The sequence below is a fragment of the Mesorhizobium sp. M1A.F.Ca.IN.020.03.2.1 genome, assembly GCF_004023205.1.
In the GTDB taxonomy this organism is placed as follows: domain Bacteria; phylum Pseudomonadota; class Alphaproteobacteria; order Rhizobiales; family Rhizobiaceae; genus Mesorhizobium.
The window spans coordinates 1-12,731 of record NZ_RZSV01000006.1 but is presented as its reverse complement, the minus strand read 5'-3'; the positions used below and the strand labels follow the sequence as shown (position 1 = coordinate 12,731).

At 60.2% G+C, this 12,731-nt stretch carries 12 protein-coding genes and 1 pseudogene; 3 read left to right on the top strand and 10 right to left on the bottom strand.

Going from position 1 to position 12,731, the window contains the following annotated elements; all coding sequences use genetic code 11:
* The first annotated feature begins 152 nt into the window (after window positions 1-152).
* Entirely contained in the window at window positions 153-1,748 is a 1,596-nt protein-coding gene (gene ctaD / locus EOA79_RS02010; RefSeq protein WP_127334748.1) for a cytochrome c oxidase subunit I, read from the top strand.
* A gap of 35 nt (window positions 1,749-1,783) precedes the next feature.
* The gene (locus EOA79_RS02005; protein WP_164748137.1) at window positions 1,784-2,413 is read left to right on the top strand and encodes a Tim44/TimA family putative adaptor protein; all 630 of its coding nucleotides are present in this window, start codon (window positions 1,784-1,786) and stop codon (window positions 2,411-2,413) included.
* A gap of 121 nt (window positions 2,414-2,534) precedes the next feature.
* Here EOA79_RS02005 and EOA79_RS02000 read toward each other — a convergent pair whose 3' ends face one another.
* The 8 genes and pseudogenes from EOA79_RS02000 to EOA79_RS01965 all read right to left on the bottom strand — a co-directional run bounded on the left by EOA79_RS02000 (window position 2,535) and on the right by EOA79_RS01965 (window position 10,352).
* Window positions 2,535-3,356 (bottom strand): universal stress protein, encoded by an 822-nt coding sequence (locus EOA79_RS02000; protein WP_127334746.1) that lies wholly within the window; start codon window positions 3,354-3,356, stop codon window positions 2,535-2,537.
* A 156-nt stretch (window positions 3,357-3,512) separates the two neighbouring features.
* A complete protein-coding gene (locus tag EOA79_RS01995) occupies window positions 3,513-3,803 on the bottom strand; it encodes a hypothetical protein (RefSeq protein ID WP_127216072.1) in 291 nt (96 codons plus the stop codon).
* Between the two features lie 81 nt (window positions 3,804-3,884).
* Window positions 3,885-5,414 (bottom strand): FAD-dependent oxidoreductase, encoded by a 1,530-nt coding sequence (locus EOA79_RS01990; RefSeq protein WP_127334744.1) that lies wholly within the window; start codon window positions 5,412-5,414, stop codon window positions 3,885-3,887.
* A gap of 370 nt (window positions 5,415-5,784) precedes the next feature.
* Window positions 5,785-6,440, bottom strand: a pseudogene (fsa, locus tag EOA79_RS01985) (fructose-6-phosphate aldolase).
* Window positions 6,441-6,565: 125 nt separating this feature from the next.
* Window positions 6,566-6,937 carry a DUF488 domain-containing protein gene (locus tag EOA79_RS01980; protein WP_127334743.1) on the bottom strand — a complete coding sequence of 124 codons (372 nt, stop codon included), beginning with the start codon at window positions 6,935-6,937 and terminating at the stop codon, window positions 6,566-6,568.
* Window positions 6,938-7,180: 243 nt separating this feature from the next.
* Entirely contained in the window at window positions 7,181-7,420 is a 240-nt protein-coding gene (locus EOA79_RS34240; RefSeq protein WP_348627446.1) for a hypothetical protein, read from the bottom strand.
* A 286-nt stretch (window positions 7,421-7,706) separates the two neighbouring features.
* Entirely contained in the window at window positions 7,707-9,473 is a 1,767-nt protein-coding gene (locus EOA79_RS01970; RefSeq protein ID WP_127334742.1) for a GMC family oxidoreductase, read from the bottom strand.
* 27 nt (window positions 9,474-9,500) lie between these two features.
* Window positions 9,501-10,352, bottom strand: a complete 852-nt coding sequence (locus tag EOA79_RS01965) for a gluconate 2-dehydrogenase subunit 3 family protein (protein WP_127334741.1) — start codon at window positions 10,350-10,352, stop codon at window positions 9,501-9,503.
* A gap of 95 nt (window positions 10,353-10,447) precedes the next feature.
* Between EOA79_RS01965 and EOA79_RS01960 the strand changes: the two genes are divergently transcribed.
* Window positions 10,448-11,299 (top strand): LysR family transcriptional regulator, encoded by an 852-nt coding sequence (locus EOA79_RS01960; RefSeq protein ID WP_095800316.1) that lies wholly within the window; start codon window positions 10,448-10,450, stop codon window positions 11,297-11,299.
* On the opposite strand, the gene EOA79_RS01955 is transcribed toward EOA79_RS01960, so the two are convergent.
* Together EOA79_RS01955 and EOA79_RS01950 are read right to left on the bottom strand one after the other, a co-directional pair.
* Window positions 11,289-11,996 (bottom strand): ATP-binding protein, encoded by a 708-nt coding sequence (locus tag EOA79_RS01955; protein ID WP_067330508.1) that lies wholly within the window; start codon window positions 11,994-11,996, stop codon window positions 11,289-11,291. The genes EOA79_RS01960 and EOA79_RS01955 overlap by 11 nt on opposite strands.
* 223 nt (window positions 11,997-12,219) lie before the next feature.
* Window positions 12,220-12,731 (bottom strand): plastocyanin/azurin family copper-binding protein (locus tag EOA79_RS01950; RefSeq protein WP_245489833.1); only part of this gene is annotated, 512 nt, incomplete at its 5' end.

Here is a 12,731-nt window from a genome sequence, read left to right as displayed (position 1 = left end):
GCTCCAAAGCCCACGACATTGCGATGGACGCAATGTCACGGACGACTGAAAACACGAAGCAGACAGCGCCTGGTTCTCCGATCGCGGCGGATGAATGCCGTCCCTCGCGAGAGCCATCAGGCTTGCCTGCAATGAAAGGCAGGTAGCGCACCATGTCGAATCCAGCGGCAGCGATGGAAGACCACAAGCCCCGGTTTCTGGTCAGGTGGCTGTACTCGACCAACCACAAGGATATCGGGTCGCTCTATCTGATCTTCTCGATCTTGGCGGGGATTCTCGGCACCGCGCTTTCGGTCCTGGTCCGGATAGAGCTCCAGGAGCCAGGGCTGCAGATATTCAGGGATCCGATGGCCTACAATGTCGTGGTCAGCTCCCACGGCCTCATCATGATCTTCTTCGTTCTCATGCCGGCCCTGATCGGCGGCTTCGGCAACTGGATGGTACCGATCATGATCGGCGCACCCGACATGGCGTTTCCGCGCATGAACAATATCTCGTTCTGGCTGCTGGTGATGGCGTTCATCCTCTTCATCACCTCGATGTTCGTGCCGGGAGCGCCAGGCACGCTCGGCCATGGCGGCGGCTGGACGCTCTACCCGCCGCTTTCGACCTCCGGCCAGCCTGGTCCCGCGGTCGATCTCGTCATCCTTTCGATCCACCTTGCGGGAGCGTCATCAATCCTCGGCGCGATCAACTTCATCACGACCATCTTCAACATGCGCGCGCCAGGAATGACGATGCACAAGATGCCGCTCCTTGCCTGGGCGATGCTGGTGACCGCTTTCATGCTGCTGATGTCGCTGCCGGTGCTGGCCGGAGCGATCACGATGCTGCTCACGGACCGCAACTTCGGCACGACGTTCTTCGTTCCTGATGGCGGCGGTGACCCGATCCTCTACCAGCACCTGTTCTGGTTCTTCGGCCATCCGGAGGTCTATATCATGATCCTGCCCGGCTTTGGCATCATCAGCCACGTCATCTCGACCTTCGCCAGGAAGCCAATCTTCGGCTATCTCGGCATGGCGTATGCGATGGTGGCGATCGGCCTGATCGGCTTCCTCGTCTGGGCGCACCATATGTATACGACCGGCATCTCCCTCGACAGCCAGCGCTACTTCGCCTTCGCCTCGATGGTCATCGCCGTTCCCACAGGCGTGAAGGTGTTTTCGTGGCTGGCCACAATGTGGGGCGGATCGATAGAGTTCAAGACACCGATGCTGTGGGCTATCGGCTTCGTCTTGCTCTTCACCGTCGGCGGCGTCACCGGGATCATGGTCGCCAGCCCCGGAATCGACCGCTCGTTGCACGACACCTATTTCGTGATTGCCCACTTCCACTATGTGCTGTCACTGGGCGCGGTCTTCGCCATCTTCGCTGGCTGGTACTACTGGTTCCCGAAGATGACCGGATACATGTACAGCGAGACGCTCGGGAAACTGCATTTCTGGACGATGTTCATCGGCGTCAATCTCGTCTTCTTCCCGCAGCATTTCCTCGGCATGGCCGGCATGCCGCGCCGCTACGCTGATTATCCCGATGCCTTCGCCGGCTGGAATTTCGTCTCCTCGATCGGCTCCTACATCTCGACCGCGGGGCTGTTCATCTTCTTCGTCGCGGTCGCAGAAGCTTTCAGCCGCAAGCGCCCGGCCAGCGCCAACCCGTGGGGCGAAGGGGCGACCACACTTGAATGGCAGCTGCCGTCGCCGCCGCCATTCCATCAGTGGGAAAGGCTGCCCCGGATCCACTGATATGGGCATCTTCGACAAGTCGATGGGTGAATGTCATGAGCGAGACCTCAGACCCGACCAGCCAGATCCTTCTCGTTGCGATTCTCGCGCTTTATTGGGCAATGCTTGGGAGTTGGAGCCAGCTCCTCTCCCGCTGGAACGACGAGAGGGCCAAGCGGGACACTGCAGCGGCGCGGCGGGACGAAAGTGCCGGACACACATCCTGTGCGGACATGTCCCAGGATGCGCTTCGCAAGATCGACCCGGATTTCGATCCCGCGGCATTTCTGGCTGGCGCCAGGAGGGCCTATGAAGCGATACTGCGGGCGTTTGCGGAGAGTGACATCCAGACATTGCAGCGCCTCGTCGGGCCGGAAGTGCTTGATGCCTTCGAGCGAGTGATCGTCGAACGCCGCGATCGGCAAGAGATGCTGGAACTCACCTTCATCAGGACAGACGAAACGAAGGTTGTCGATGCTTTCGTGGAGAATGGCACCGCTGAGATAGTTGTTCGATACGTTTCCGACGTGGTCAGCGTTACACGCTCTGCCGACAATGCAGTCGTCGCCGGCGATCCCCGGGAGATCGTTGAGATGATCGATACGTGGACGTTCGCCTGTCAAACCCAGTCAAGGAAGCGGAACTGGATGTTGATCGCCACCGAGGGCGAACAACAACAAGCCTGAGTTCTTGCGATAGGGTCCGGCGGCAGGCTTGTCACGGTTAACGAGCACCAACCCAGCGGGCTGGGATGCGTTCGCGAAATCTGTCAGCAGGTGGGATGCACTCCGCCATCGGTGCCGGCGATCAGTTCGACATGAGCCGGTTCAGCCGATCAGCTTCAAGTAGCGAGCGGGTAGCGCCGCCGAAGATCCACTCCCTGAACCTGCTGTGGCCATAGGCGCCGGATATGACGAGATCCGCGTTCATTGCGCCGGCGACGTCGGCGATCGTTCGGCCATTGGATTTTTCCGGAAACACCTCCGCCTTGGCCTCTACGCCGTGCATGTCCAGGAAGGCGACAACATCGTCCAGCCCGTTCCAGGTTTGGTCAGTTGGGCCATCGTCGATCGTAATGACCCGAACCTCCTGAGCCATCCGCAAAAAGGGCATGGCATCTAGAACCGCGCGCCTGGCTTCACGCGTGTCCTTCCATCCGACCAGAACCTTGTTGATGCGGAAATTCTCCTGGTTGGTCGCTGCCACAAATACGGGCCGTCCGGCCTGAAGGATCAGATTGCCGAGGTCGGTCGACCGATACGCGTCGTCGAAACTGGCACCCTCCGGCGATGCTGTGACGATGACATCGGCCAACCGCGCCGATTCAATTAGCGAGCGGGTCGGATTGCCCACGGTCCCACGCCATTGCGTATGAACCGTCGTGCCAGCAATGCTTTCGAACTGCGCGTGGAGGTCCTCGAGCCGTTGCTTGATGTTCTTGCGCTGGCGCATCATGCTCTCGCCTTCGAAGGCCACTCCACCTTCCATTACAACCGGCGGCGGAACGTCGGCGGCCGACAGACCTATCAGGCGCGCGTCGAAGCGCTGGGCGAGATCGACTCCGAGCTTGACAACAGGAGCGACCATCCCGTCGATGTCGAGGTTGAGAACGATCGACTTGTAGCCCATGTTGGCTTTCCTTCCGTTGGTTGCGGTTGATCGCGGCGCCGGAACGCAAACGTCAACAGGGCCCGCCGCGAGATCCGGCAAGGTTTCAACAACCTCAAGGACGAACGATGGCTGGAGTGAGGAGTTCGCCGGCCGGCGCGATCGTCAGGTCCCCGCCTACTCGAACATAATCCGAGCGGTGCCTCTTTTGGCGATCAAGGCTCTGCGAACTTCCTGAACCCGTTCAGCCTCTCGTTTGGTATAGGGGCCCATCGGCCGGGTCTTTTCATTGCCGCGACGGACCTGGCAGTACCAACGACCGCTGTCGGAGAAGATTGCGACCGACGTCGGCATCTGATGGGACTCTTGTTCGGCAACCTCCTTGGCGAACTCGACGATCTTTGAATGATGCTGAGTGGGCGCAATGATTTGCAAATCCCTGGCAACGTCCTGTTGCAATGCGGACATAGATCGGTCTCCTTTCGGTCACGGTGACATGCTCGGCTGCGTCATTCTCGGTGCGCTCCCACCCGTGCTCGAGAGCGCGTTCTAGCTTGCCGTTTGGCGCTCCATTTCCAGCTCGGCCTGCAAACTTTCCAGGTCGCGGAAGATCGAGGCGACAGCGAGCGTGCGCCCCTCCCGTTTGAATCGGAGCAGGCAATCCCTGGCCGCGACGTCTCCATCGACCGAGATCTCGTCCCATCGCTCGGCATGGCCGACATAGTTGATGGGCACATCGTAATGCTGGCTCCAGAAGAACGGCACAGCCGCGAACTTCTCGCGATGGCCAAGCATGTTGAGTGCGGCGGTGCGACCTTGTCTCTCCGCAACCACCCAATGCTCTACCCGAAGATTCTCGCCACTATGCGGATCGGGCCACCGGGCAATGTCGCCGGCCGCGAAAATTCCGGGCGCGCTTGTTTCCAAAAACGCGTTCACCGCAACGCCGCGATTGAGTTTGAGCCCGGCCTTTTCGGCGAGACCTATGCGTGGCCTGACGCCGACGCCGGCCACGACGAAATCCGCCATCAACGTGCCGCCGCTGCTGAGCTTCATCTTGTTGCCGTCGATGCTGGCCGCAGTCGCCTCGAGATGGAAGACGACACCCTTCTCCTCATGGAGGGCGCGGATGAAGTCGCCCATCCGCGGACCCAGGACCCGCTCCATAGGCCGTCTGTCCGGCGCTACGACATGAACGTCGATGCCGCGCGAGCGCAGCGCCGCCGCAACCTCGAGGCCGATGAAACTGGCGCCGAGCACGGCGCAGCGTCGCGCATTCGCGGCCCGCTCGATAATCGCCTTGCAGTCGGCGAAAGAGCGCAGCGTGTGGACAAATGATTGCTCGGCTCCGGGGGTAGCAAGCCGAACTGGTTCGGTCCCCGTGGCAAGGAGCAGCCTTTCGTAAGAAATCGTGCTGCCATCCGACAGCACAACCTCGCGGGACCGCGGGTCGATGCGGTCGGCCTTTGTGTCGAGACGCAGGTCGATGTTGTTTTTCGAATAATACTTCTCGCCGCGCAGCGGAATCCAATCCTGCGGCGCCCTGCCGGCGAGATAGTCCTTTGAGAGGTTCGGTCTGTCGACGGGCGGCGCCTGGTCATCGCTGATCATGGTGATGCTGCCCTGGTATTGCTCACGCCGCAGTGTCTCGACGGCAGCGAAACCAGCCGCGCCACCCCCGACAATGACAATTCTTTCCGGAGCCGCACCGCCATCTCGCACCACCGGTGCCGTTCGCTTACGCTTCTCGACCACGAATATCTTGCCTTCTCGCTGTTCCACAGACCAGCAGGCGAGCGGGCTGAAGGCGGGCGCGCGCAGCGCCTCGCCCGTGCGCAGATCGAAGCACGCGTGATGCCACGGACACCGAACCGTGTCTTCTGCTACCAGACCGTCGACGAGCGGCCCGCCGTAATGCGTGCATGTCGCGCTGACCGCGAATACCTCGCTCCCGCGGCGCACCAGCAGCACCTGCTCGTCGCCGCAATGGCCGACGAGCTTGCCGCCATCCTCAAGATCGGCGATCGCGATGCCCTGAACCAGATCCGGACCGTTTGCCTTCGAATGGCTCCCAGCCATTTTCGTCTCCGTTGGCGATTCTCAGCGCAAGATCGATAACTGGAGCCTCGATAGACTTCGCACGCCCTGAACATGTTCCATCCAGGCGCGCCTTCAGACCGACGCTTTCGTTTTCACCGGAGCTCCCGACTAAAGCGGAACCGCTACGTCCCAGTCTCCTGCCATCCAGGGCACCATGCAAACGAATTTAGTGAGCGATTGAATGCATTTTTTGTGTTGGATTCCAGGAGCATGTGATGGACGGACGAAGTGAGGACAAAGTGAACATGCCGGCCACTTTGAGGCTGTCGGTGTCACCACGGCGCGTGTTCTCGACCAGCCCGTCCCTTGGGCTGCTCACGGCTCAAGTCGGACCGCCGGCCAGCAAGTTTTAAAGGATCGCTTGCCTGGTCTTGCCCCAGTCCGCGAGAAAGGATGCCAACCCCTTGTCGGTGAGTGGATGCTTGGCAAGGCTCCGAAGTACAGTTGGGGGAATGGTCGCAATATCGGCGCCTGCAATTGCCGCAGCTTTGACATGGAGTGGAGTGCGTATTGAAGAAGCCAGGATTTCCGTCGTGAAGCATGCGTCGTTGTCGTAGATCGCGCGGATTTCCCGGACCACTTCCATGCCGTCCAATCCGAGGTCGTCGAGCCTGCCGATGAAGGGCGAAATGAACGTCGCGCCCGCCTTGGCCGCAAGCAATGCTTGGTTTGCGGAAAAGCACAGCGTGACATGACCTTGTGGCCGAGGCGAGCGAGCGCCCGACAAGCCCTGAACCCATCCCAGGTGGATGGTACCTTGATGGCCACGGTGGTCGCGATGCTCGCCAAACGCTCTCCTTCGGCAATCATGCCGTCGAAGTCGGTCGCGGTGACTTCCGCTGAAACCGGGCCTTCGATCGTCCCGCAGATCTCCTTGATCACATCCCTGATCGGCCGACCGGTCTTCGAGATGAGCGACGGGTTCGTGGTCACCCCATCGACAAAGCCTGCCGCGGCAAGCTCGCGAATTTCAGATATATCGGCTGTATCGACAAAGAATTTCATTGTGCGTCTCCTCGATGATTTGATGAACCTTGCTCGGTTTGGTTCCAGAAAAGTGATTTGAACCCGCTGTAGTGGTCACACGCCCCATGTCCTTGATGGCACAAAGGCAGGGCGGCGCGACGTCTCTAGCGATGTCCCAGCAAAATCTCTCTCAGGACGACGGCATCGTTGTGGGCCTCGTCATGAGCCGAGTAGACGAGCGTGACAGGGCCGTGTCGTATCAGGTCGCGGAGCCGGTCGAGCTCATCGCCATGCGCGTGGATTTCCGCCGCATATCTCCGACGGAATTCGTCCCAGCGGGCGGGATCGTGTCCGAACCATTTCCGAAGCTCGGTGCTTGGCGCGAGTTCTTTCATCCAGCAGTCAATGCCGGCATCGATCTTCTTGACCCCGCGCGGCCAAAGCCGGTCAATCAGCACCCGCGTGCCATCGTCGGCAGCTGGGCTCTCATAGGCGCGCTTCAGTTTTATGCTCTCGTCGATGGCTCTTCCGCTCATCCGTCCGTCTCCTTTCGTTGACGGCATCGAGAAGCCCGGAGAACTCGTTTCGAAGGATCGTCTCGTCGGCTTGATCGGATACGATGACGAAGATGCTACCCCGATACCGTTCGATCCAGTGATGGCCGGTTCCGTGGCTTCGCAGGTAGTCGCCGATCTGATGAACGGTCGAATACCCCAGGCCCTGATGCAGGAGGAATTTCATAAGATTGTGCTTTGCAAGCCGGACAGATCGTCCCTGCCTCAGGGAGAGGCCTTCTGTCCTTGGGCGTTGAACTGTTTCAGATAGGCGATCACATCGGCGATCTCCTGGTCTTTGCTGAGACCAGCGAATGTCATCTTCGTGCCGGGCACCAACTTGCGCGGCGCGTGCAGATATGTGGTCAGCGTCGGTTCATCCCAGGTCAGGCCCGAATTCTTGTTCGCCGCGGAATAGCTGTAACCAGGGTAAGTGCCTGCCGCACGGCCAACGACGCCATTCAATACCGGCCCTACCCGTTCTTGGCGTCGGGCCCGACCGCATGGCAGGCCATGCATCTCTTGAAGACCGAGGCGCCGGCGTCAGCATCGCCAGGAGATTTGTCCTGCGCCTGCGCAGATCCGACTGCGCTGAGAACCGCGGTCGTCAATCCAAGAATGGTTGATCTCATCTTCGCGTGCTTTCAATGAGGGGCGGCTTGGTTGCCGCCAAGCCACCCTGGTTATGTCGGTATTCGAAACGCACAGCCTGCCGGATCCGAAGCTTGGATCCGGACCCGGCAGACTTGCCTCAGGAGGGAACCAATGGGCCGGGGTTCTTCAGATAATTCTTGATCGCGTCCGCCGCCCAATAGGCAAGAGCGCCCACCGGTCCGGTCGGATTCTTCCCGGCGTTCTGCGGAAATACGCAGGCGCCGGTGACGAATACGTTCGGGACATCCCAGACCTGAAGATGTTTGTTCAGGACACTGGTGGTGGGGTCGGCGCCGAAAACGGCCCCGCCGGTATTGTGAGTGCTCTGATAGGGAACGATGGAATAGGGCACCGGCGGAATGCTCCGGTCGACCCTGATCGCACCCATCTCCTTGGCGATCTTCACGCAAATGTCGGCCTGGCCGTTCATCTGCTTTATTTCGTTATCCTGGAAATCGAACGTCATCCTCATCAGCGGGCGTCCGAAGATGTCCGTATAGGTCGGATCGAGGCTGAGATAGTTCTGCCTGTAGGCCATCACCGCGCCTTGATTGCCAACGTTGGCAGCATGGTCATAGTTGTCGACCACTGCTTTCTTCCAGTCCGAGCCCCAGCGCGGCGTGCCATGGGGTGTCGGATGTGACTGGATAGGCCGGGCGCCCGAGTTGCTGCAACTGATACCGCCGCCGCCGATGTATCCGGCCTTCACGAAATCGTAGTTGTCGCCGTTGAAATCATCCATGCAGGTGCCGAGCGCGCCGGCGCCCATGAAGCGGTTCAGGATGGTCTTCTTGTCGAAGAAGGCGGTAGCCCCGCCGCCGCACTGGTAGGCATAGTTTCGGCCGACCACGCCTTTACCCGTGGCGGGATCGTAAGGAACGCCGATCCCCGACTGCAGCAGCAGGTTGACGTTCCCGAGCGCGTAGGCCGACAGGATGATAAGGTCGGCAGGTTGTTCGAATTCTCGCCCGCGAGCGTCGAGATAGCTGACGCTGACGGCCTTCTTGCGGGTCGAATCGAGATTGATCTTCAGCACGATCGAATTTGTGCGCAGTTCGAAATTCGGATTCTTCAGCGCCAGCGGAATAACGGTGAAGTGCGGGCTGGCCTTTGCATTCGCCTCGCAGCCGAAACGCTCGCAGTAGCCGCAGTAGTGGCATTGGCCGAACGCCACGCCATCGGGATTGACGTAATCGCGAGACGCGTTGGACGAGGGGTTTGGGAAGGGATGGTAGCCGAGATTGCGGGCCGCCTTCTCGAACATCACCATGCTCTGCGCGGCGATCATTGGCGGGTTGGGATAATCCTCCTTACGCGCGCGCTCGAAGATATTGCCGCCGTCGATTTTCTTGCCGTTGAGATTGCCGGCCTTGCCGGAGGTGCCGCAGGTCTTTTCGAACTTGTCGTAATAGGGTTCGAGATCGTCATAGGTGATCGGCCAGTCCTGCAGGTGCATGTCCGAAGGGATGATCTTTTCGCCGTACTTGTCGACGGTCCGGGTGCGCGCCTGATGATCCCATTCGAGCCAGCGCCAGGTCACGCCGTTCCAATGCACGCCGGCACCGCCGACACCCTGCCCTGGCAAGAACGAGCCGAGTTGACGCATCGGCAGCGCCGTTTGCGATTCACTATTGCGGAATGTGATGGTTTCCCGCCGCACGTTCTGCATGAGGTCGTGGCGGGCGGCGTAGCGCAGTTCGTCGTGGATTTCAGGATCGATGAAATCCGGATTGGTGTCACGCGGGCCTCCCCGCTCAAGGGCGACGATCTTGAGCTTGGTGGATGCAAGCTCCTTGGCAATGATGCCGCCTGTCCATCCAAGACCGACAATCAGCACATCGACCGGGTTCAGTTTGGTGGCCATGTCAAAGTCTCCTTTTTCTTGCGGCGATCAAATGAGGTCCTGGATGCCCTTCGGTTCAGCCTTGTAGGGCTTGTTCCGGAACGGCTCGATCTTGTCCGCGTACATGGCATCTGCGCCGGGGAAGCCGATCATCTTCCAGGCAGCCGCGTCCTTGTTCCCGCCGTACATCGGGTCCGCGAAATAACCCTCGATCGTGAGCTGCAGAAGGAGGCTGAAGAAGGTTGCAGCGGGCACCGTTGGAAGCTCGATCTTCGTGGCCTCAAGGTCCGCCATAATGGCGGCGCGGTCCTTTGCCGAAAGGGCCGCGAAGCTGTTCTCGTGGCTTTTCTGTACGACGGCATTGACGTCGGCGATTCCCGCCCGGATCAGCTCCGAGGGCGTCATCGGCAATTGATATCCCTGCCCGGGCGTACCCTCGCCGAACGGCCCTTCCAGATAAAGCCGGTCGCCCTTGCCGTATCCGCTGGCCATCTGCCGGTCGATGTATGTCGCCACGCCAAGCTCCTTGGCTCCGGGACCGGCCGCATCCTTTGGAATGAGCGTGTCGACCGCCGCCTCGACGAAGGCGGATTCGTCGACATTGAAGAATTCGTAGCCACTGCCTCGGGCACGAGGTTCGGCGGCGTGATGGTGCTTCGTGTCCGTGGCGGCAGCTGCCACGATCTCGTCCGCCGATGTGGATCCGCCAAACGGCAGGGTGCCCGCTGCCGCGCCGGCTGCGCCGAACAGTTTTAGAAAGTCACGACGTCCGACATCGCCTTGGCCGTTCTTTTCTTTCGTCGACATGATCGCTCCTGTGACACCGCGGGCAAAACGGGGGTGAGGATGGAGAGGCCTATGCCCGCTCCATCCCGGCGCTGCGCCGCATTCAGCGCTCAATCCGGTGAGTATTCGGAGAGCCTAATGTTCGCGCCTACTATGTGGCAAACGAAATTCATTGACATTTAAGCGCAATTTTTATGCTATTAGCGGTCATGGATATCGAACTCGCTCGCACCTTTGTTGAGATCGTCTCGACCGGGAGCTTCATTCGCGCCTCGGAGCGCTTGAACGTCGCCCAGACGACCGTCAGCGCACGGATCCGCAACCTCGAGCAACAATTGGGCCGACCACTCTTCGTTCGCCACAAAGGTGGCGCTTCGCTCACGCCCGCGGGTGAGCAATTTCTGCGGCACGCTCCGATGTTCGTCCAACTATGGCAACGCACCCTTCACCAGGTTGCCGTGCCTACGGGACGCCGGGCTGTTCTGACGGTCGGCAGCGAAGTCAGCCTTGCGCAACCTCTTCTGCTCGACTGGGTCCGCTGGATGCGCCGCTCGCTTCAGGATATCGCGCTGCGAGTACACGTCGACGTGCCACAGGACCTGATCAACCAGGTCGCCTCGGGAATGGTCGACATAGCCATCATGTACGCGCCCCCACACAGACCGGGCTTGAAGATCGATCTGCTTCTTGAGGAAAAACTGGTTCTCGCGACCACCAACCCCGAAGCGCAACTCTTGGACGGATCCGATTATGTCTATATGGATTGGGGGCCGGATTTTGAGCTTCATCACGGCGTGAATTTCCCGAGTGCTGCGCCGGATCTTTCCTTCGACCTCGGTCCGCTCGGATTGAACTATGTTCTGGCCGCTGGCGGGTCCGGATATTTCCGAATGAGCTCTGTGCAACCTCACATAGAAGCCGGCCGGCTTCATCTTGTGCCTGAAATGCCCCAGTTCTCCTATCCGGTGTACGCGGTGCAATCCGCGAGTGCGGATGAGAGCGTAGTAGGTCCTGCCCTGTCAGGATTACATGCCGTTGCAGGCGGCGACGTTAAATTCTAGTCATTCTTGACGAGGCTTTGACATCCGGTCGGATTGACGGGAACAGCAGGTCGACTGTCGTCCCAATCCCCGGCTCGCTTGCAATGCGAACATGGCCGCCGATCATACGCATCAATGCGCGCACTTGCGGCAGCCCCATGCCGGTACCTTCCTCACCCTTCGTGGTGAAGAAAGGATCGAACGCGTTTCGCAACACTTCGGCGGTCATGCCGCAACCTTGGTCCTTGACGCTAACGCAGACATAGGTTCCCGGCCCCGGCGGATCGGGTGTCGCGGTCTCCTGCACCAACGGTCCGGTGATGACTCTGATCTCGCCGCCATTTGGCATGGCATCGCGCGCGTTGACGACGAGATTAAGCACTGCGGTGTCGAACAATGCGGGATCGATCAGGCAGTCGGGAGTTTCTGCACCGAGTTCAAGCTCGACGCGCACATCGGGTCCGCCGCCGTACCTCAGCAAAGGCGCGAAGGATCTGAGGAATTCATTCACGTCGCCAGCATGAGCATCAAGTTCCTGGTGCTTTGCAAAGGCGAGGAGCTGCGAGGTCAAATCGATCCCGCGATTGATTCCTTCTCGCGCCAGCGTGATGCAGGCCCTCACACGGTTGGGCTCGTCGGCTCTTGCTTCGGCAAGCCTCAGGCCGGACTCGATGACCGCCAGCAGGTTCCTGAAGTCATGCGCAATGCCGCCAGTCATCTCCCCCAATGCAGCAAGGCGATTCCTCGCACGCTCGCGTCCCTCGACTACGGCCCAGCCATCGATAGAAGCGTCCAGCAACTGAGAGCGCCCGCCTCGCCCAGCTTGAGACCGCGACTGATTTTCGCATGTATGCACGTCGCCTGTCATGAGAGCCGTCCCCAATCGACGACAGCCGGGAACTCGTGCCCCGGTCTGACGCAGTATCCAATCCTTCCTTGTTTCAGCCCGGTCCCGTAGGCATGGTCTGATCGCGCCGGACGAACCCTCGTGTCATGATGTCTTCGACTTTCGGAAATGCCTTGAGGGCCGCCTCCGGCAGAACGCCATTCGGGCCAACCAGCTCGGTCCAGCCATGTGCCTCGGGCGCTCCGACGATGATACGTCCGACCATTCCGGCGTGCTCATGCGGGATGCAATAGTAGTCATAGGCCCCCTTCTCGGTGAAAATGACCGAAAAGCTCTCATTGGGCAGGAGGTAATCGGAATCCCACGGTTTTGCCGCCTTGGGCATGCGGCGCGGTCTCTCGAAGTTCGTCGGACTGTAGGCAGTCGCCGTGTGCGAATTGCCGGAATTGAGATTCGTCCAGCGCACCGTCTGTCCCGGTTCGACCAGGATGCCGATCGGGTCGAACCAGACCTGTGAGCCGTCGTCGCGGCCTCGCATTCTGATTTCCACCACCTCGTCGGCCCACGCGACCTGGGGAGAGAGGGAAAGGGCAGCCACAAGCCCGC